Source organism: Kitasatospora sp. NPDC050543, assembly GCF_044457565.1.
Classification (GTDB): domain Bacteria; phylum Actinomycetota; class Actinomycetes; order Streptomycetales; family Streptomycetaceae; genus Kitasatospora.
On sequence record NZ_JBITGZ010000009.1, the window covers coordinates 199,040 to 218,508 of the forward strand.

The window sequence follows — 19,469 nt, forward strand, 5'->3', positions numbered from 1 at the left end:
TCAGGCATCGGTGCGCAGGCGCGGGGCGGTCTCAGCCCTCGCCCTCCAGGTCGCCCTCGGTCTCCAGGAAGGCCGCCTGGAGCTGCTCGATGAGCTCCGGGTCCGGCTCGGCCCACAGGCCGCGGCTCGCGGCCTCCAGCAGCCGCTCGCTGATGCCGTGCAGCGCCCAGGGGTTGGCGCCGGCGAGGAACTCCCGGTTGGTGGTGTCGAGCACGTATTCCTGGGTGAGCTTCTCGTACATCCAGTCCGCGACCACGCCGGTGGTGGCGTCGTAGCCGAACAGGTAGTCGACGGTGGCCGCCATCTCGAAGGCGCCCTTGTAGCCGTGCCGGCGCATCGCCTCGATCCAGCGCGGGTTGACCACCCGGGCGCGGAAGACCCGGGCCGCCTCCTCGGTGAGGGTGCGGGTGCGGACGGTCTCCGGGCGGGTGGAGTCGCCGATGTACGCGGTCGGGGCCTTGCCGGTGAGCGCGCGGACGGTGGCCACCATGCCGCCGTGGTACTGGAAGTAGTCGTCCGAGTCCGCGATGTCGTGCTCGCGGGTGTCGGTGTTCTTCGCTGCCACGGTGATCCGCTTGTACGCCGTCTCCATCTCCTCGCGGGCCGGGCGGCCCCCGAGGTCGCGGCCGTAGGCGTAGCCGCCCCAGACGGTGTAGACCTCGGCCAGGTCGGCGTCGGTGCGCCAGTCCCGGCTGTCGATCAGCTGGAGCAGGCCGGCCCCGTACGTGCCCGGGCGGGAGCCGAACACCCGGACGGTGGCCTTGCGCTCGTCCCCGTGGACGGCCAGATCGGCCTGGACGTGGGCGCGGACGAAGTTCTCCTCCGCCGCCTCCTCCTGGCGGGCGGCCAGGCGCACCGCGTCGTCCAGCAGGTTGACCACGTGCGGGAAGGCATCGCGGAAGAAGCCGGAGATCCGCAGCGTCACGTCGATGCGCGGGCGCCCGAGTTCGGCGAGCGGGATCGGCTCCAGGCCGGTGACCCGGCGCGAGGCGTCGTCCCAGACGGGGCGCACGCCCAGCAGGGCGAAGGCCTCGGCGATGTCGTCGCCGGCGGTGCGCATCGCGCTGGTGCCCCAGAGCGAGAGGCCGACCGACGGCGGGTACGCGCCGTCGTTGTCCGCCCGGTAGCGCTCGACGAGGGAGGCGGCCAGCGCCTGGCCGGTCTCCCAGGCGAGCCGGCTGGGCACCGCCTTGGGGTCGACGGAGTAGAAGTTGCGGCCGGTCGGCAGCACGTTGACCAGCCCGCGCAGCGGGGAGCCGGACGGGCCGGCCTTGACGAAGCCGCCGCCGAGTGCGTGCAGCACCGCGTCCAGTTCGTCGGTGGTGGCGGCGAGGCGCGGCACGACCTGGTGGGCCGCGAAGTCCAGCACCTCGCCGACGGCCTGCGGCAGCCCGGCGGCGACCTTCTCCACCGCCTCCGGTGCCCAGTCCTCGGCCTCCATCGCCTCGACCAGCTCGCGCGCCTTGGCCTCGGCCGTGTCGGTGGCGGCCAGCGTCGGGGCGGACTCGTCCAGGCCGAGTGCCTCACGCAGGCCGGGCAGCGCGGCGACGCCGCCCCAGATCTGGCGGGCGCGCAGGATGGCCAGCACGATGTTGACCCGGTCCACCCCGGCGGGGGCCTGGCCCAGGACGTGCAGACCGTCGCGGATCTGGGCGTCCTTCACCTCGCAGAGCCAGCCGTCGACGTGCAGCAGGAAGTCGTCGAAGCCGTCGTCCTCGGGGCGCTCGTCCAGGCCGAGGTCGTGGTCCAGGCGGGCGGCCTGGATCAGCGTCCAGATCTGGGCCCGGATCGCGGGCAGCTTGGCCGGGTCCATCGCGGCGATGTTGGAGTGCTCGTCCAGCAGCTGCTCCAGGCGTGCGATGTCGCCGTAGGAGTCGGCGCGCGCCATCGGCGGGACGAGGTGGTCGACCAGGGTGGCGTGGGCGCGGCGCTTGGCCTGGGTGCCCTCGCCGGGGTCGTTGACCAGGAACGGGTAGATCAGCGGGAGGTCGCCGAGGGCGGCGTCCGGGCCGCAGTCGGCGGACAGCGCGGCGGTCTTGCCGGGCAGCCACTCCAGGTTGCCGTGCTTGCCGAGGTGGACGACCGCGTCGGCGCCGAAGCCGCCGTCCTCCTGGTCGGCCGCGATCCAGCGGTAGGCGGCCAGGTAGTGGTGCGAGGGCGGCAGGTCGGGGTCGTGGTAGATCGCCACCGGGTTCTCGCCGAAGCCGCGCGGGGGCTGGATCAGCACCAGCAGGTTGCCGGCCCGCAGGGCGGCCAGCACGATGTCGCCGTCCGGGTTCCGGCTGCGGTCGACGTACAGCTCGCCGGGCGGCGGGCCCCAGTGCTGTTCGACCTCGCCGCGCAGGCCCTCGGGGAGGGTGGCGTACCAGCGGCGGTAGTCGGCGGCGGGGATCCGGACGGGGTTACGGGCGAGCTGGTCCTCCGTCAGCCAGTCCTGGTCGTAGCCCCCGGCCGCGATCAGGGCGTGGATCAGCGCGTCGCCCTCGTGGCTGTCGTCGCCCTCGGCCGGGGTCAGGCCGGGCAGCGCGGCCGGGCCGTCCACGGGCCCGATGTCCCAGCCCTCGGCGCGCAGCCGGGTGAGCAGCCGCACGGCGCTGGCGGGGGTGTCCAGGCCGACCGCGTTGCCGACCCGGGCGTGCTTGGTCGGGTAGGCGGACAGCACCAGCGCGAGCCGGCGCTCGGCCGGCGGGATGTGCCGCAGCCGGGCGTGCCGGACGGCGATGCCGGCGACCCGGGCGGCGCGCTCGGGGTCGGCGGCGTAGACGGTGAGGCCGTCCTCGTCCAGCTCCTTGAAGGAGAACGGGACGGTGATCAGGCGGCCGTCGAACTCGGGCACGGCGACCTGGGTGGCGGTGTCCAGCGGGGAGAGGCCGTCGTCGCTGGCCTCCCAGGCGGCGCGCGACCAGGTGAGGCAGAGTGCCTGGAGGATCGGGCGGTCCAGGGCGGCGAGCGCGCCCGCGTCCCAGGCCTCCTCGTCGCCGCCGGCCGAGGCGTCGGCCGGGCGGGTGCCGCCGGCGGCGAGCACCGTGGTGATGATCGCGTCGGCCTTGCCCAGCTCGGCGAGCAGCTCGGGCTCGGCGCCGCGCAGCGAGGAGCAGTACAGCGGGCGGGCGCGGGCGCCCTTGTCCTCGATGGCCCGGCAGAGCGTCTCGACGAAGGCGGTGTTGCCGCTCATGTGGTGGGCGCGGTAGTACAGCACCGCGATGACCGGGCCGTCGGCGTTCTCGGCGGGCGCGGTGCGCTCCAGCGGGCCCCACTCGGGGGCGGAGGCGGGGGCGGCGAACCCGTGGCCGGTGAGCAGCACGGTGTCCGAGAGGAAGGCGCCGAGCTCGGCCAGGTTGGCCGGGCCGCCGTGCGCGAGGTAGGCGTGCGCCTCGGCGGCGATGCCGGCCGGGACGGTGGAGAGCTCCATCAGCTGGGCGTCGGGGGCCTGTTCGCCGGTGAGCACGATGACCGGGCGGGGGCCGGCCAGCAGCGCGTCCAGGCCCTCCTGCCAGGCCCGGCGGCCGCCGAGCAGGCGGACCACCACGAGGTCGGTGCCCTCGGTGAGGGCGGGCAGGTCGTCGGCGGTGAGTCGGGCGGGGTTGCCCAGGCGGTAGCGCACCGGGCCCTCGCTGGCGCGGGCGCTGAGCAGGTCGGTGTCGGAGGTCGACAGGAGCAGGATCATGCGGCGGCCCTCCAGGCCTGGTGGGTGCCCCGGGCCGAAGGGCCTGCCGGGGTGTGGGCCTCGCTCGTCCGGGCGGTGGCCGCGGAGTGGTCGCGGGCAGGGGGGAAGAGCGGGCGGGCAGCGCCGGGCGGGGGCACGGGCATGCGGGAGCGCATAGGTCGAGCCTTCCTCGGGGTCCGCGCCCCGTGGGGGTCCCCCCGGCCGGAGACCGGGGGAGGGTGGAGGACGGCAGGAGTTCCTGGCTCCCACGGGCGAACCGTGGTCACAGTGGCGGGACCGCACCGGGTTTGCACCGGTTTCCTCCCCTTTGCGCCGTCTCTGGCGTGAGCGGGCCCGCGAGGGCTCGCCCGGGAGCATAGTAGGTGCTGAGGGTGATCTACGGGACAGAGCGTCCGGTCGGATCATCGGTATGCTCGCCGCCATGTCACCGACCTCCGACCCCGCAGCTCCCGGGCCCGTCGTGCCCGACCGGGCGCGCGAGGACGCCTGCCCGGGGGCCCTTCGTCTACATACCGCCGATGACGGTGCGCTCGCCCGAGTCCGGCTGCCGGGTGGTCTGCTGACGCTCGATCAGGTGGTCACGCTGGCCGAGGCCGCCGAGCTGCTCGGCGACGGGCACCTGGAGACCACCTCGCGCGGCAACGTCCAGCTGCGCGGCCTGCCCGAGGACTGCGGCCTCGAACTCGGCACCCGGCTGCGGGCCGCCGGGCTGCTGCCCTCCGACCGTCACGAGCGGGTGCGCAACATCGTCGCCTCCCCGCTGTCCGGCGTGGACGGCAACGGCCGTGCGGACACCCGTACTTGGACCCGCGAGCTGGACACGGCGCTCTGTGCGGCCGACTGGTCGCCCGGACTGTCGGGCCGCTTCCTGTTCGCGCTCGACGACGGACGCGGCGACGTGGCCGGCCTCGACGCCGATGTGACGTTGATCGCAACGGCCGGCGGCGGCGCCCTGCTGCGGCTCGGACGGTCCGCCACCGCGCTGCGGGTGCCGGCCGGCCGGGAGGTGGAGTACGCGCTGCGGGCGGCCGAGGCGTTCCTCGAACTGCTGCGGGCGAGCGGCGTGCGGGCCTGGCGGATCCGGGAGGCCGACCCGGACGGCGCGCTGCTGGGCGCGCGGCTCGGCCTGGCGGCTCAGCCGCTGCCCGCTGAGCCGACGGCCGCTGGGCCGCTGCCCGCGGGGCCGCGCGGTTCGCGGTCCGGTGCGGGTGCGCTGCCCCGGCTCGGCGTGATCGAGGGGCCGGACGGCCGCTACGGGCTCTCGGTAGGCCTGCGCTTCGGCCGGGTCTCCGCCGCGCAGTGGCGACTGCTGGCCGAGGCGGGCCGCGCGGCCGGGACGGCCGCGGGCGACGGTGAGGGTGAGCTCCGGGTGACGCCGTGGCGTGGTGTGGTGATCCCCGCCCTGACCGCCGGCGCCGCCCGCGACCGGGCCGCCCGGCTGTCGGCGGCCGGCCTCGGCCTGGATCCCGGCTCCCCCTGGACGCTGGCGATGGCCTGCACCGGAACCCCCGGCTGCGCCAAGTCGCTGGCCGACGTCCGGGGCGAGGCCGCCCGGGCCCTCGAAGCGGCGGCGGCGGGCGGGCCGTCCGCCGCCCGCCTGCTCCCCGTGCACTGGTCCGGCTGCGAACGGCGCTGCGGCCACCCCCTCGGCGAGTGGGTGGACGTACTTGCCACCGGGGACGGGTACGAGGTCTCCGTCAGGCGTCCCCCGTCCACCACCGGCTCCCCAGATTCCCCGCAACGAGTGACAACGCAACAGATGGCCGAGGCAGTGGCCGAGGCCCGGAGGACCACGTGATCGAGTACGAGAAGGACGGCGCGGCCATCTACCGCGAGTCCTTTGCCACCATCCGGGCCGAGGCCGACCTCGTGGGGCTGCCCGCCGACGTCTCGCAGGTCGCCGTCCGCATGATCCACGCCTGCGGCATGGTCGACCTGGTCGAGGACCTGCTCTGGTCGCCCGGCGTGGTGGCCTCCGCCCGCAGGGCGCTGCGCGACGGTGCGCCGATCCTCTGCGATGTGTCGATGGTCGCCAGCGGTGTGACCCGCAAGCGGCTGCCGGCCGACAACGAGGTGATCTGCACCCTCTCCGACCCGTCGGTGCCCGGGCTCGCCGAGCGGATGGGCAACACCCGCAGCGCCGCGGCCATGGAGCTGTGGCTGCCCAGGCTGGAGGGCGCGGTGGTCGCCGTGGGCAACGCGCCCACCTCGCTGTTCCGGCTGCTGGAGATGATCGAGGCGGGCGCGCCGCGCCCGGCGGCGGTGATCGGTGTACCGGTCGGCTTCATCGGGGCCGCCGAGTCCAAGCAGGCCCTCGCCGAGCACCCGTCCGGCCTGGAGCACCTGGTGGTGCGGGGTCGGCGCGGTGGCAGCGCCATGGCGGCGGCGGCGATCAACGCGATTGCGAGCGAAGTAGAGTGACGGATCTTCAGCCATCGGCCACCGGCCGGCTCTACGGCGTGGGCCTCGGCCCCGGCGACCCCTCGCTGGTGACCGTCCGCGCCGCCGAACTCATCGGCAAGGCCGACGTGGTGGCGTACCACAGCGCCCGGCACGGCCGCTCGATCGCCCGCTCCATCGCCGAGCGCTACCTGACGGGTGGCCAGATCGAGGAGCAGCTCGTCTACCCCGTCACCACGGAGGCCACCGAGCACCCCGGCGGTTACCGCGGCGCGATCGACGAGTTCTACGAGGAGGCCGCCGCCCGGCTGGCCGCCCACCTGGACGCCGGGCGTGACGTGGTGGTGCTGGCCGAGGGCGACCCGCTCTTCTACGGCTCCTACCAGCACATGCACAAGCGCCTCGCGCACCGCTACCCCACCGAGGTGGTGCCCGGCGTGACCTCGGTCAGTGCGGCGGCCGCCCGCCTCGGCCGGCCCCTGGTGGAGGCCGAGGAGGTGCTGACGATCCTGCCCGGCACCCTGCCGGAGGAGGAGCTCGCCGCCCGCCTCGCGTCCACCGACTCCGCCGTGATCATGAAGCTCGGCCGGACCTTCCCCACCGTTCGCCGCGCCCTGGAGCGCGCCGGACGCCTCCAGGACGCCCAGTACGTCGAGCGGGCCACGATGGCCGCCGAGCGGACGGCGCCGTTGGCCGAGGTCGACCCGGAGAGCGTGCCGTACTTCTCGGTCGCGGTGCTGCCGAGCCGGATCGGGCTGCCCCCGCACGAGCCCGCGGCCGGCGACGCCACCGCAGGCGGTACGGGCGACGGTACCGGTGCCGGGCCGGGCGAGGTGGTCGTGATCGGCCTCGGCCCGGCCGGGCCGCTCTGGCTCACCCCCGAGGCGCGCGGTGAACTCGCCGCCGCCGACGACCTGGTGGGCTACACCACCTACATCGACCGGGTGCCCGTGCGGCCCGGCCAGCGCCGGCACGGCTCGGACAACAAGGTCGAGTCCGAGCGCGCCGAGTTCGCGTTGGACCTCGCCCGGCAGGGGCGGCGGGTCGCGGTCGTCTCCTCCGGTGACCCGGGCGTCTTCGCGATGGCCACCGCCGTGCTGGAGGTCGCCTGCGAGGAGCGGTACGGCGACGTGCCGGTCCGGATCGTCCCCGGTATGACCGCCGCGCACGCAGCCGCCTCCCGCGCCGGCGCCCCGCTCGGCCACGACTACGCCGTGGTCTCGCTCTCCGACCGGCTCAAGCCGTGGGAGGTCGTGGCCCGGCGCCTGCGCGCCGCCGCCTCCGCCGACCTGGTCCTCGCCCTCTACAACCCGGGCTCGCAGTCCCGCACCACCCAGGTCGGCCTGGCCCGGGACCTGCTGCTGGAGCATCGCGCCCCGGACACCCCCGTGGTGATGGCCCGTGACGTCGGCGGCCCCACCGAGCGCGTCCGTACGGTCCGCCTGGCCGAGCTCGACCCCGCCGAGGTCGACATGCGCACCATCCTGCTCATCGGCTCCTCCCAGACCCGGGCCGTCCGCCGCGGCAACGGCACCGAGGTCGTCTGGACCCCGCGCCGCTACCCGGAGGTCTGAGACCCCACCCGGGCGGAGTGGGAAGTCGGCCCGGCCGACTTCCCACTCCACCCGGGCCGGGCGGCCGACGGACCGGCCTGGAAGGAAGGCGACTTCTGCCGGCTCGGGCCGGCCTCGCCGCCGGGGTGCCACAGCCACCACGGCTCCGCCGGCTGCGGCGGGCTCAGCGCACGGGCTCAGTGCACGGGGCTCAGTGTCACCACGGCGGTGACGCCGCCGGTGGCCTGGAGCACATCGGTGCCGCTGTCCAGCAGGGCGGCGTCGAAACGGGTGAGGGCGACGCCCGCCTTGTCCAGGGACGCACCGCCGGCCAGGCAGACCAGCAGGACGGCCGCGCCCTCGGGGACGGTGACCTCGCGCCGGTCGTCGGCCATCGCGATCTCGGCCGTCGCCCGGCCGCGGCGGGTCATCACATTGAAGTCGATCGCCGGGCCGCCCAGCAGCCGGCAGCCGGTGTCGGCCTCGCCCGGGAAGGCGAAGGGACGGTACGGCTCGGCGATGGCGTGCTCGGTGCCCGCGACGGTCAGGGCCATGCCCGCGCCGTCGACCAGGGTGATCACCCGGTCCACCCCGGGGAACGCCGAGAACGGGCCGCCCTGGTCGACGTCCGCCAGGCTCACCCGCCAGTCGAAGTCGGCGAGCCCCGCACCGGCGGGTGCGCCCGCCACCTCCCGGGTGACGCCGCCACCGTTGAGCCACGCCGTGGCGGGCCGCTCGCCCGCCCGCAGTACCTGAACCGCCATGCCCTACCTCGTCCCGCTCGGCCAGTCCGGCCCCGTATGGGTCGGGACGGATCCTCCCATGCCGGGCGGTGTCACCGGGCCGTGTACTCCACCGCCACGGTGAGCAGGGCGAGAGCGCCGAGGACCAGGCCCAGCGTGGTGCGCCCGCTCGCGGACAGGGCGAGCGCGGCAAGGCCGAACACCGCGAGCTTGATGACGATCCGGGCGGGGACCGGCAGCTCGTACCTGGGGCCGCCGCCGGCCAGGAACAGTCCCCACACCACACCGGCGAGCACCGGGGCGCCGATGGCGAGCAGGGTCTTGCCGACCGGGCCGCGGCCGGTGTGGATGCCCCAGTAGCAGAGGGCGGCGAGCATCCCGATCTCCAGGGCGAAGGCCAGCGCGGCGTTGGCGACCGTCAGCGGGGTCCAGCCCCCTGCGCCGCCGGGGGAGGCGGAGGCCCTCATCCCGACACCGCCGTTCTGGCACCGGGCGGATCGGCGCACGGCAGGCCGGCACCCGGCGGGTCGGCGAGCGGCCGGCGGGGGAGGCGGTACGGTAACGGCGTCAGCATGGCTGTCCTCCGGGGGCTTCTGCGGCCGATGGCACCCGATCGCACCCGATGGTGCAAACGGGCCGTGCGGTAAGGGTGTTGCCCGGTGGCCGGGAGTCTGACAGCGTGGGCCCCCGGCGGCAAGCCCTGGTTCGCGTGCCGGGCGGGGCGCCGAAGGCGGAGCGGTACCGCGGCGCGGGCCGAGCGGAGCCCGGACGGAGGCCGACCGGGAACGGGTGGACCCGCGCCGGTTTTGTTCATTACGGGCACAAAAGCGAGAATGGGCGGGTGCAGCACACACCGACAAGCCCGAACCCCGGCCCGGACACCCCGCGCAGGGCGGCCCCCGACCGTGGCCGCACACTGCTGGGCCCGGCCCTGTCGCTGATCCACACCGGGCAGGCGCCCACGCGCTCGGCGCTGACCAGAGCGCTGGACGTGACCCGGGCGACGGCCGGCGCGGTCGCGGGGGAGCTGGAGGCGCTCGGGCTGATCACCGTCGACTCGCGCCCGGCCGGGGGAGGCCGCGGGCGGCCCTCGCACCGCCTGGCCGTCGACCCGGCGGGGCCGGTGGTCATCGCGGGGCAGATCCACGCGGACGGCCTGAGCGTGGCGCTGGCCGGCCTCGGCGGTGTGCTGGAGCAGCCGCTCCACCTGCCGCTGCCGGCGGCCACCGATCCCGTCCGGATGCTGCGCGCGGTCGCCGAGGCCGGGGCCGGGCTGGCCCGTGCCACGACCAGGCGCTGCCTGGGCACCGCCCTCGCCCTGCCCAACCCCGTCACCGAGCCGGACGGCACCGCGCTCGCCGCGCTGCACTTCGCCTGGCCGAGCGGCACGCCGGTCGCCGACCTCTTCGACGTCGAGGTGCGCCGCGCCGACCACGGCCCGCGCGCGTTGGTGCCCATGCCGAACGCGATCGCCAACGACGCCAACCTGGGCGCACTCGCCGAGTACCGGCACGGCGCCGGCAAGGGAGCGCGGCACCTGCTGCTGGTGACCTCCGGCCACCGGGGTGTCGGCGGCGCGCTGGTCATCGACGGCCGGCTGCACACCGGCAGCGCCGGGCTGGCCCTGGAGGTGGGGCATCTGACGGTCGATCCGCAGGGCCGGCCCTGCCAGTGCGGCAACCGGGGCTGCCTCAACTCGGAGACCGACCCGGACGCCCTGTTCGCCGCCGCCGGGATCACGCCCGACCCCGGCCGGCCGCTGCTGGAGCAGGCCCGCGAGCTGACCCGGGCCGCCGCGCACGACCCGCGCGCCCGGGCCGCCGTCGAGCACGTCATCGACCGGCTCGGCCTCGGCCTGGCAGGCGTGGCCAACATCCTCAACCCGGACCGGGTGGTCCTCAGCGGCCTGCATCTCGACCTGCTGGAGGCCGCCCCCGAGCGGCTGCGGGCCGTGGTCGCGGAGCGGAGTCTGTGGGGGCGCAGCGGGCGGGTGCCGATCGTGGGCGCGGGCCTGGACCACGGGGCGCTGGTCGGCGCGGCGGAGCTCGCCTGGCGGCCGTACCTGGCGGACCCCCGGTCGGTGCCGGTGGGCTGACGGGCCGCGCTTCGCTCGCGCGCCCGTCGCGGCGCGGGGCGCGGGGCGGGGAGACGGGAAGCCGGCGGCTGGTCGGGGGAGCGCGGTGATAAGCGGAAGCTGGAGCTCCACTAATCGTAACTTATTGTAGTCGTTTGTTACACTCGGTGCGGGAGTGAAGCATGTGACGGACGTGCCCCCAGCGAGGAGAGTTGCGATGACCGCGCAGACCATCGACGAGGACCGTTCGGACGCCGCGTACCGCAGCTGGCTCAAGGAGGCGGTGCGCCGGGTCCAGGCCGACGCCAACCGCTCCGCCGACACCCACCTGCTGCGCTTCCCGCTCCCCACGGACTGGGGGATCGACCTCTACCTCAAGGACGAGTCCACCCACCCGACCGGCAGCCTCAAGCACCGCCTGGCCCGCTCGCTCTTCCTCTACGGGCTCTGCAACGGCTGGATCCGCCCCGGGAAGCCCGTGATCGAGGCCTCCAGCGGCTCGACCGCCGTCTCGGAGGCGTACTTCGCCGGCCTGATCGGCGTGCCGTTCATCGCCGTCATGGCCAAGACCACCAGCCAGGCGAAGATCGACCTGATCGAGTTCCACGGCGGCAGCTGTCACCTGGTGGACAACCCGCACGAGGTGTACGAGGTCTCGGCCCGCCTGGCCGAGGAGACCGGCGGCCACTACATGGACCAGTTCACCTACGCCGAGCGGGCCACCGACTGGCGGGGCAACAACAACATCGCCGAGTCGATCTTCGCCCAGCTGCGCCTGGAACCCCACCCGGAACCCGCCTGGATCGTCGCCACGGCGGGCACCGGCGGCACCTCCGCGACCATCGCCCGGTACGTCCGCTACTCGCAGCACGACACCCGGATCTGCGTCGCCGACCCGGAGAACTCCTGCTTCTTCCAGGGCTGGGTCGAGCACGACCCGGACGCCGCCTGCGCGAGCGGCTCGCGGATCGAGGGCATCGGCCGCCCCCGGATGGAGCCCAGCTTCGTACCCGGCGCGATCGACCGGATGATGAAGGTCCCGGACGCGGCCTCGATCGCCTCCGTGCACCTGCTGGAGCAGCGGCTCGGCAAGAAGGCCGGCGCCTCCACCGGGACGGGGCTGTGGAGCGCGCTGAAGATCGTCGCCGAGATGCGCGCGGCGGGCGAGCGGGGCAGCGTCGTGACCCTGATCTGCGACCCGGGCGACCGCTACCTCGACAAGTACTACTCGGACGAGTGGCTGGCGGAGCAGGGCATCGACGTCGACCCGTACCGCCGGCACCTGGAGGCCTTCCTGGCGGGCGAGGCCTGGACGGGCTGAGCCACCGACACCCCGTCCGGGGGGAGTGGGAAGTCGCCCCGGGGGCGACTTCCCACCCCCCGGACGCGTGTCTCCCCGGCGTGATCAGACCCGCAGGCCCGGGGTGGGGTGGGAGCCGGCACCCGGGGCACCGGCCGGTGCGGCCTCGCCGGCCGTGGTGGTGCGCTCGGTGAGCAGCAGCGCGGCGGTCGTGAGGACCACGGCCGCCGTGAGGCCGTGCACCCCGTACGCGGTGGCGGCCGAGCCGCCGTGGCTCAGCACGATGACCGCGTCGCCGAGCGGGGTGAGGGCCTCCAGTAGTAGGGCCCAGCCCAGGGCGCGGCGCTGTCCGGTGGCGAGCAGGGCGAGCGGCACCAGGCCCGAGACCAGGTCGCGGATGCCCTTGAGGTTGAGGAAGCCGTCGCCGTCGCCGTGCGGCCAGGCCGGCAGGCCGAAGTTCGGTGCCATGCCGGCGGGCGCCAGCAGGTAGCCGATGCCGACGTAGCCGATGCCGAGGGCGATCAGGACGGTGAGGCCGCTCGCGATCCTGCGCTTGATGGTGCTGGACATGGAGATCCCCCTACTGCGGCGAATGGTGCGCTGAAGGTCCTAGCGGTGCTAGGCATGGGAATGACGCTAGCGCGAATGCCGCTCCGCTGTCTAGCGCTGCTAGAATCCGGATCGTGTCCATCCAGGAGCGCCGAGAGCGCGAGCGAGCCCACCGTCATCAGCTGATCATCAGCTCGGCCCGCGGCCTGGCCGAGGCCGAGGGCTGGGAGGCCGTCACCACCCGCCGGCTGGCCGAGCGGATCGAGTACAGCCAGCCCGTCCTGTACAGCCACTTCGCGGGCAAGGACGCCATCGTCGCCGCCGTGGCCGTGGAGGGCTTCGCCGAACTCGCCACCGTCCTCGGCGCGGCCCGGGCGGGCGCGGCCGGCCCGGAGGGGGCCTTCACCGCGATGGCACGCGCGTACGCCGACTTCGCGTTCGCCAACCCGGCGCTCTACGACGCCATGTTCACGATGGCCAGTGACCTGCCGTTCGGGCAGCCGGACGCCCCGGTGCCGTTGAAGGCCGCCTTCGGCGAGCTGGCCGAGGTCTCGGCGGGGGTGGCGGGGTGTCAGAACCCGGAGACCTTCACCGAGGTGGTCTGGGCGGCTCTGCACGGCCTGGTACTGCTCACCCGGGGCGGGCGGCTGCGGCCGGAGCTCCAGGAGCAGCGCTTCGAACTGGTCGTCAACCGGATGCTGGGCGGGCGCGCGGGCTGAGCCCCGGGCCGGCGGGAGCCCGGCGCCGGCGAGCGCCCAGGCCGGCCCGAACCGGCCGGCCCGGTTCGGGCCCGGCCGGCCTCAGGCCAGGACGAGCTCGCGCACCTGCTCCCGCGCCGCCTCGGCGGCCTCCGGTGGCATGGCGGCATCGGTGAACCAGGTGTCCACCTCGTCGAGTCCGGCGAAGCTGGACAGCCCGACCACGCCCCACTTGGTGTGGTCCGCGACCACCAGGACGCGGCGCGCCGAGGCGATGAACCGGCGGTCGGTCTCGGCCTCCGCGAGGTTCGGGGTGCTGAGCCCGGCCCCGGTGGAGAGCCCGTGGACGCCGAGGAAGAGCAGGTCGAAGCGGAGCGAGCGGATGGCGGCGTCCGCCACCGGACCGACCAGCGCGTCCGACACCGTGCGCACCCCGCCGGTCAGCACCACCGTCGCCCCGGCGCCGTCGCCCCGCCGGCGGGCCCGCTCGAAGACGTCCGCGACCGGGATGGAGTTGGTGACCACCGTCAGCCGCTCCACGCCGGTCAGCCGGCGGGCCAGGGCGTGCGTGGTCGTCCCGCCGGAGAGCGCGATCGCCGAGCCCGGGTGGACGAGCGCGGCGGCGGCCCGGGCGATCGCCTCCTTCGCGGGCAGCTCCAGCGCGGACTTCGCCTCGAAGCCGGGTTCGTGGGTGCGGGCCGCCTCGGCCCGGACCGCCCCGCCGTGCACCTTCTCGATCATGCCGGTCCTGGCCAGCGCGTCCAGGTCGCGCCGTACGGTCATGTCCGAGACGTTCAGTTGCCGGGTGAGCTCGTTGACCCGCACGCCGCCACGCCGGCGCACCTCGTCCAGGATCAGCGCGCGCCGCTGCTCGGCCAGCAGGTTGCCGTTGTCGGACACGTCTACGGCCCTGCCTCTCGCCACTCGGGTCATCCGCACTCGGATCGTCCGTCGACCCATCCTCGCACGGGTGTTCAGCGCCCGGTCGCCGGGCGCGAGGACGCGGGGACGACCGCCGTACCCGTCAGTAAGCCGGTCATACCGGGCCAACGGCCGGCGGCCCACGGACGGTTCCCGGGGCGCGGCCCGCCGGCTACGCGCCCCCGGCCCCCGGCAGGTCCGCCGGGACCAGCAGCTGGAGCTCCTCGGTGGACGGGTCGGCGAGGTGCGCGACCCGCATCGCGTGCCGCTCGACCATCGTCTCGAACACCTGGCGTGCGGTGCGCCCGTTGCCGAAGCCGGGCCCGCGCTCCAGGCCGGCGAAGTGGTCGAGCAGCGCGCCCTCGGTGGCCTCCGCCAGCGCGTACTCGTGCTCCTCGCACTGGGAGCGGGCGATCTCCAGCAGCTCGTCGGCGGTGTAGTCGGGGAAGGTGATGGTGCGCGAGAAGCGCGAGGAGACCCCGGGGTTGGTGGTGAGGAAGCGCTCCATCTCCAGGGTGTAGCCGGCCACGATCACCACCACCTCGTCCCGGTGGTCCTCCATCAGCTTCACCAGGGTGTCGATCGCCTCCCGCCCGAAGTCCCGCGCGCCGTCCTCGGGGGCGAGCGCGTACGCCTCGTCGATGAAGAGCACCCCGCCGCGTGCCCGGTCGAAGGCGGCGGCGGTGCGGATCGCGGTGGAGCCGATGTGCTCGCCCACCAGGTCGACCCTGGCCACCTCCACCAGGTGCCCGCGCTGGAGCACCCCGAGCGAGGCCAGGATCTCGCCGTACAGCCGGGCCACGGTGGTCTTGCCGGTGCCCGGGGCGCCGGTGAAGACCAGGTGGCGGCGGAGCGAGGGGGCCTTCAGCCCGGCCTGCCGGCGGCGGCGGCCGACCGCGATCAGGTCGATCAGGGTGCGCACCTCCTGCTTGACCGTCGCCAGGCCCACCAGCGCGTCCAGCTCGGCGAGCGCCTCGTCGGCGGGGCGGCAGTCCGGGATCGCGGTGATCTGCGCCGATGCCGGGGGCTGGACCGCTGCCGCGGCCGGGACGGCCGTCGCCGGTGCGGCGCTGGTGAGCAGGGCGGTGCGGGGGGCCGGTACGTCCAGTGCCGGGGAGGGCGCGACGTCGTCGGAGGTGCAGTGCTCGACCACCGGGCCGGGCTCGGAGAACTCGTAGCCGGCGCGCTGGTTCTGCTCGGCCCGGCAGCGGGTCAGCTCGGTGCGGCAGCCGTCGATGATGTGGAAGCCGAAGCCCTTGCCGTGCGAGACCCGGCAGTCCTCGAAGGTGCCGCGCCCCTGGGCCGAGACGTAGACGGCGGCCTCGGCGCTCTCGCGCACCGTGCACTCGCGCAGCACCGGGTCGGCGCCCTTGGTGACGATCACACCGGTGGCGACCTCGGAGATCTCACAGCCGGTCAGCAGGCCGCCGCTGCCGTGGTCGCGGAACCACAGGCCGGTGCCGGCCTCACGGACCTTGCAGCCGGTCAGCGCCACCGTGGCGCCGCCGCTGACCGAGACCGCCGAGCTGCGGATCCGGCTGAACGAGCAGTCCCGCGCGGTGGCGTTGGACTCCCGGTCGAGCACGAACAGGGCGTCCGGCAGGTCGTACAGCGAGCAGTCGGCCAGGGTGAGCCGGGCGCCGTCGCTGACCCAGAGCGCGGGGTAGTCCCCGTTGCTGCCGTGGATCTCGCAGCCCTCGGCCTCGGCCGTGGTGCCGAGGTCCCAGACGGAGAGGGCCCCGCGTCCGAAGTCCCGTACGGTGCTGTTCGACAGGATGAGCCGGGCCCTGCCGCGCAGGTCGGCGCCGTTCTCCGGCAGGTCGTGCACCCGGCAGCCGGTGAGCGTCAGCTCGGCCTCGGTGTCGAGGGTGATGCCGTTGCCGGTGACCCGGTGGATCTCGCAGTCGGTGAGGTGCCCGCCGGCCTGGGCCTCGGCCTGCACCCCGCTGCCCCGGATCTCGTAGATCTCGCAGCCCGTCAGTTCGGCCGCGCTGCCCGGGTCGGTCAGCAGGACGCCGGCGCCGGCGGCGTGGTGCAGCCGGCAGCGGGCCAGGGCGGCGGTGGCGCCGCCGAGCACCGCCAGCCCGGCCTGACCGGCCGCGGCCACCTCGCAGTCCTCGAAGGCGGCGGCGGTGCCGGGCCCGCGCAGCCGCAGGCCGAGGCCGGCCGGATTGCTCACCACACAGCCGCGCAGGGTCGGGCGGGCGCCGTCGGCCACCTCCACGCCGGTCGCCGAGCGGGTGTCCACCCGGCAGCCGCTCAGCGCGGGCGTGGCCTGCGGGCCGGTGACCAGCACGGCCGGGGCCGAGCTGTCGTTGCCCTCGATGACCAGGTCGCGCACGGTGGCGGCGGCCGTGAGGGTCAGCGGCACACCGGAGGGCGCCTCGATCCGGACGGTGCCCGGACCTTCGGCCGGGACGAGTGTGACGGCCTTGTCGAGCAGCAGGTTCTCGCGGAACGTCCCCGGCCGGACGGTCACGGTGTCGCCCGCCTCGGCGGCCGCCAGGGCCTCCCCGAGCGTGTCGTACTCCCCGGCGCGCCGCCGCCAGCGGGAAGCGCTGTCCTGTGTGACCCGGACCCTGTGCTCAGCCATGACGGTCTGCCATCCCCACCTTCGTCGAGCCGGTAGCGCTGCCGCCCACCGTAGCGCGCCCGCGCCCCGCTCCCACGCCGCTCGCCCCGGCCGGCCACCCCGGCCGGTGGCCGCTCCGCTGTCTCAACGAGCGCGCGGACCTCCGGTTCCGGCCCGCGGCCCGCAGCCGGGCCGCATGTGCTCAGGCCGGTGCGTTCTCGGGCCAGCCGGGGCCGGTCTCCAGTACCGTCACCTCGTCACCCAGGCGCACGGTGCCGAGCACATCGCCCGTCACGCCCTCGGGGCGCTCGGGAATCAGATTCTGCCCGAAGGCGGCCTTCTTGAGCAGCCGGTGGTGCCTGGCCAGCGTACGCAGCGGCTCGGGGCCGCGGCGCTCGCCGCTCTCCTGGTCGGTGGTGGTGACCACGCAGCGGCCGCAGGGCTTGACCACCCGGAAGGTCAGCGCGCCGACCCGGATCCGGCTCCAGGTGTCCTCCGCCCACGGCTCGGTGCCGCTGACCACCAGGTTCGGGCGGAAGCGGTCCATCGGCAGCACCTCGTGGCCCTCCGGGTGCGCCGCGGCGATCAGGGCGTTCAGCTCGTCCAGCGAGGCGGTCGTGGTGAGCAGCAGCGGGAACCCGTCCGCCATCGACACGGTGTCCCCGGGGGCGGCGAACTCGGGGTCGGCGGCCCGGGCCAGCGGGTCGTCCAGGTACACCAGCCGGTAGTCGCCGAGACGCTCGGCGATCCACAGGCGGGCCTCCTTGACGGCCTCGGCGGCCGGGAAGCGGGTGCCCCACACCTCGACCCCGGCGATCGGGTCGTGGCGGGCCACGGACGGCTGCGGCACCTCGATCCGGGAGCCGTCGGGAGCCGTGAGGGTGAGCGTGCCGTCGGCGGCCGTCTCCGCGCGGAACTGCCCGAGCGTGGGCTCCTCGCGCTGGCTGACGAACCGTCCGGCGGCATCGACGAACATCCAGCGCCGGTCGCCGGCCAGGCCCCAGGGCTCGACCCGGGCACTGTCCGGGCACAGCCGGTAGGTGGACTTGACGGGGTAGACGTGGAGTCCGCTCAGCAGTGGCATACCTCCATCCTGCCAGCGCCGGCGGGGTGCCGGGGTGCTGGGGCGGTGCTCCGGCACGGGGCGCCGCCCGGTGGAACGCGCACGGACCGCCCGGACGCCGTGCTGCGGCGGTCCGGGCGGTCCGTGGATGACCCGTTTCTCCGTACGCCCGGCAGCCGACGCGCCGGGTGGTGCTCAGGTGGTGCGGGTTCTGCCGGTCAGGCTGGGAATCAGTAGGCCTGCCCCTGCTGCTGGTAGCCGGGCTGGGCGTACTGGCCCTGCTCGCCGTACGGTGCCGGGCGCTGCGGTTGCATCGGACGCACCGGCGCGACCGGGCTGACGGCCGGGCGCAGCTGGTTGCCGCCGAAGCTCTGGTCGGCCTGGCCCTGGAAGCCCTGACCACCGGGGGTCTGCCCCTGGAAGCCTTGGAATCCCTGGCTCTGCTGGCCGCCGAAGCTCTGCGCGCCGAACGACTGGCCGCCGACGCCCTGCGGTGCGGCCACGAAGGTGTTCTGGCCGCCGAAGCTCTGGCCGCCGGACTGGTAGGCCGGCGCGGCCTGCGACTGCGGGAAGCCGGCCATCGGCGTCTGCGGCCGGAAGGGCTGCGGCTGGCCGCCGTAGCCGGGCACCGGTGGCTGGGGGGCCGAGGCGTAGACCGGTGCGGGCTGCGCCGGGATGTAGGTGGCTGGCCCGGTGGCCGGGCTGCTGCTCGGGCCGGGGCCGAGGGCGAGCCGGGCCGGCGGCAGCGCGGGCAGGTTGCTGCCGGCGCTCTCGTACCCGGAGGAGTACCGGTTCTCGTAGGCCGGGGCGAGGCCCGAGCCGTAGCCGGCGGACATGGCCGGTGGCAGCGCCGCCGGCACGTTGATCGGCGCGATCTGCGGGACACCGCGTTCTGCGACAAGGCTGTCGTAGATGGGCGTGCCGGAGGAGAAGGACGGAGAGGGGTAGCCGACTCCGTCGTAGGAGCGGGGCGAGGTCATGGGGCATACGGTAAGCCCACAATGTGCCTGCTGAGGAGAGTGGGAGGCGGGGTAGTTCGAGTGTTTACACAGTCTTCGCTCGAACATAAGGTTCGAAAGTAGTAAGAACAGACATTTCGGCGGCAAGATCGGGCCATTTGTAACGGAAGGGGAACCGCCCGAGGATGCGATCGAGAACCCGAGTGGGCTACTCGAACACGAATCGGTCGGTGCGGCGGGAGCGCACGCCCTGGCGGCCGCCGTTCTCACCCCATCCGGTGGGGCGTGCGAACGACGCGGGCGAGCCCCCGCCCGGCGACCCGGGCGGGGGCTTGGTGAGGCGTGCTCACCGGCTCTGCAGCGTCTGCGAGGGGAAGCCGGTACGGCCGGTCAGCTCCGAGGTGCAGAAGGAGCAGCGCACGGCCGCGGCCGGGATCGCGCTCAGGCACTCCGGGCAGTCGGCCTTGGCCACCGGCGCCGGCTTCGCGGACTCGAAGCGCTCCTGGAGCCTGCCGACCGGCACCACCACCGCGAAGTAGATCACCGCGGCCACCAGCACGAAGCTGATCAGCGCGTTCACGAACACGCCGTACGGGAAGCTGGTGCCGGCGATCTCGAAGGTCCGCGCGGTGAAGTCCCCGACGGCCCCGGTGGCGACACCGACCAGCGGGGTCAGGAAGGCCGTGACGAACCCCGTCACCACGGCGGTGAACGCCGCGCCGATCACGATGCCGACCGCCAGGTCCACCACGTTCCCGCGCAGCAGGAAGCTGCGGAATCCCTTGAACACCGGACTGACTCCAAATCCGTGCGGGGCCGGCCCGGCCCGGAGGGGCGGCGGCCTGCCGAGGGTGGAGGCCCCGGCCCCCGGCCGGACATCCTGCCCACCCAACGGGGTCGCGGTCCAACCCCGTTCACCCGAATCGCGCAATATGCGTACCGGCTGCCGGGGGCCGGATCGACGGGCGCG

General features: G+C 74.8%; 15 protein-coding genes and 1 riboswitch. Of the genes, 6 read left to right on the forward strand and 9 right to left on the reverse strand.

All coding sequences use genetic code 11. The features are described 5' to 3' along the window. Positions 1–31 precede the first annotated feature (31 nt). A complete protein-coding gene (gene cobN, locus ACIBH3_RS14470) occupies positions 32–3,667 on the reverse strand; it encodes a cobaltochelatase subunit CobN (protein ID WP_396312267.1) in 3,636 nt (1,211 codons plus the stop codon). A 209-nt stretch (positions 3,668–3,876) separates the two neighbouring features. Then, a riboswitch (cobalamin riboswitch) is annotated at positions 3,877–3,999 on the reverse strand. 89 nt (positions 4,000–4,088) lie between these two features. On the opposite strand from cobN, the gene cobG reads away from it, so the two are divergent. The 3 genes from cobG to ACIBH3_RS14485 are packed head-to-tail and all read left to right on the forward strand — an operon-like array spanning position 4,089 to position 7,641. Then, the gene (gene cobG / locus ACIBH3_RS14475) at positions 4,089–5,465 is read left to right on the forward strand and encodes a precorrin-3B synthase (RefSeq protein WP_396312268.1); all 1,377 of its coding nucleotides are present in this window, start codon (positions 4,089–4,091) and stop codon (positions 5,463–5,465) included. Continuing rightward, the gene (locus tag ACIBH3_RS14480) at positions 5,462–6,088 is read left to right on the forward strand and encodes a precorrin-8X methylmutase (protein ID WP_396312269.1); all 627 of its coding nucleotides are present in this window, start codon (positions 5,462–5,464) and stop codon (positions 6,086–6,088) included. The genes cobG and ACIBH3_RS14480 overlap by 4 nt, the downstream gene beginning before the upstream one ends. Continuing rightward, positions 6,085–7,641 (forward strand): precorrin-2 C(20)-methyltransferase, encoded by a 1,557-nt coding sequence (locus ACIBH3_RS14485; RefSeq protein ID WP_396312270.1) that lies wholly within the window; start codon positions 6,085–6,087, stop codon positions 7,639–7,641. Before ACIBH3_RS14480 ends, ACIBH3_RS14485 begins: the two co-directional genes overlap by 4 nt. Positions 7,642–7,817: 176 nt before the next feature. Here the strand turns inward: ACIBH3_RS14485 and ACIBH3_RS14490 are convergent, their stop codons facing one another. Both ACIBH3_RS14490 and ACIBH3_RS14495 read right to left on the reverse strand, forming a co-directional pair. Further along, positions 7,818–8,384 (reverse strand): HutD family protein, encoded by a 567-nt coding sequence (locus ACIBH3_RS14490; protein WP_396312271.1) that lies wholly within the window; start codon positions 8,382–8,384, stop codon positions 7,818–7,820. A 71-nt stretch (positions 8,385–8,455) separates the two neighbouring features. Beyond that, positions 8,456–8,830 carry a YrdB family protein gene (locus ACIBH3_RS14495; RefSeq protein WP_396312272.1) on the reverse strand — a complete coding sequence of 125 codons (375 nt, stop codon included), beginning with the start codon at positions 8,828–8,830 and terminating at the stop codon, positions 8,456–8,458. 374 nt (positions 8,831–9,204) lie between these two features. Here ACIBH3_RS14495 and ACIBH3_RS14500 point away from each other — a divergent pair, with 374 nt between their 5' ends. Beyond that, positions 9,205–10,458: an ROK family protein gene (locus ACIBH3_RS14500; protein ID WP_396312273.1), complete on the forward strand. Its 1,254-nt coding sequence runs from the start codon at positions 9,205–9,207 to the stop codon at positions 10,456–10,458. A gap of 196 nt (positions 10,459–10,654) precedes the next feature. Continuing rightward, the gene (locus tag ACIBH3_RS14505; RefSeq protein WP_396312274.1) at positions 10,655–11,758 is read left to right on the forward strand and encodes a PLP-dependent cysteine synthase family protein; all 1,104 of its coding nucleotides are present in this window, start codon (positions 10,655–10,657) and stop codon (positions 11,756–11,758) included. 84 nt (positions 11,759–11,842) lie between these two features. Here ACIBH3_RS14505 and ACIBH3_RS14510 read toward each other — a convergent pair whose 3' ends face one another. Beyond that, positions 11,843–12,307, reverse strand: a complete 465-nt coding sequence (locus ACIBH3_RS14510; protein WP_396312275.1) for a DUF4267 domain-containing protein — start codon at positions 12,305–12,307, stop codon at positions 11,843–11,845. Between the two features lie 113 nt (positions 12,308–12,420). Here ACIBH3_RS14510 and ACIBH3_RS14515 point away from each other — a divergent pair, with 113 nt between their 5' ends. Continuing rightward, positions 12,421–13,005, forward strand: a complete 585-nt coding sequence (locus tag ACIBH3_RS14515) for a TetR/AcrR family transcriptional regulator (protein WP_396312276.1) — start codon at positions 12,421–12,423, stop codon at positions 13,003–13,005. An 81-nt stretch (positions 13,006–13,086) separates the two neighbouring features. On the opposite strand, the gene ACIBH3_RS14520 is transcribed toward ACIBH3_RS14515, so the two are convergent. The 5 genes from ACIBH3_RS14520 to mscL form a co-directional block, all read right to left on the reverse strand. Next, the gene (locus ACIBH3_RS14520; protein WP_396312277.1) at positions 13,087–13,884 is read right to left on the reverse strand and encodes a DeoR/GlpR family DNA-binding transcription regulator; all 798 of its coding nucleotides are present in this window, start codon (positions 13,882–13,884) and stop codon (positions 13,087–13,089) included. A gap of 193 nt (positions 13,885–14,077) precedes the next feature. After that, a complete protein-coding gene (locus tag ACIBH3_RS14525) occupies positions 14,078–16,498 on the reverse strand; it encodes a right-handed parallel beta-helix repeat-containing protein (protein ID WP_396312278.1) in 2,421 nt (806 codons plus the stop codon). A gap of 181 nt (positions 16,499–16,679) precedes the next feature. Further along, on the reverse strand, positions 16,680–17,561 hold the full coding sequence (locus ACIBH3_RS14530) for an MOSC domain-containing protein (RefSeq protein WP_396312279.1): 882 nt from the start codon (positions 17,559–17,561) through the stop codon (positions 16,680–16,682). A gap of 209 nt (positions 17,562–17,770) precedes the next feature. Next, positions 17,771–18,520, reverse strand: a complete 750-nt coding sequence (locus ACIBH3_RS14535) for a DUF6643 family protein (RefSeq protein WP_396312280.1) — start codon at positions 18,518–18,520, stop codon at positions 17,771–17,773. A 325-nt stretch (positions 18,521–18,845) separates the two neighbouring features. Next, entirely contained in the window at positions 18,846–19,289 is a 444-nt protein-coding gene (gene mscL, locus ACIBH3_RS14540) for a large conductance mechanosensitive channel protein MscL (protein WP_396312281.1), read from the reverse strand. Positions 19,290–19,469 lie beyond the last annotated feature (180 nt).

Coding starts and splice junctions, on each gene's coding strand:
- cobN (WP_396312267.1), bottom strand. CDS start 3,667: ATGATCCTGCTCCTGTCGACCTCCGACACCGACCTGCTCAGCGCCCGC.
- cobG (WP_396312268.1), top strand. CDS start 4,089: ATGTCACCGACCTCCGACCCCGCAGCTCCCGGGCCCGTCGTGCCCGAC.
- ACIBH3_RS14490 (WP_396312271.1), bottom strand. CDS start 8,384: ATGGCGGTTCAGGTACTGCGGGCGGGCGAGCGGCCCGCCACGGCGTGG.
- ACIBH3_RS14495 (WP_396312272.1), bottom strand. CDS start 8,830: ATGAGGGCCTCCGCCTCCCCCGGCGGCGCAGGGGGCTGGACCCCGCTG.
- ACIBH3_RS14505 (WP_396312274.1), top strand. CDS start 10,655: ATGACCGCGCAGACCATCGACGAGGACCGTTCGGACGCCGCGTACCGC.
- ACIBH3_RS14510 (WP_396312275.1), bottom strand. CDS start 12,307: ATGTCCAGCACCATCAAGCGCAGGATCGCGAGCGGCCTCACCGTCCTG.
- ACIBH3_RS14525 (WP_396312278.1), bottom strand. CDS start 16,498: ATGGCTGAGCACAGGGTCCGGGTCACACAGGACAGCGCTTCCCGCTGG.
- ACIBH3_RS14530 (WP_396312279.1), bottom strand. CDS start 17,561: ATGCCACTGCTGAGCGGACTCCACGTCTACCCCGTCAAGTCCACCTAC.
- ACIBH3_RS14535 (WP_396312280.1), bottom strand. CDS start 18,520: ATGACCTCGCCCCGCTCCTACGACGGAGTCGGCTACCCCTCTCCGTCC.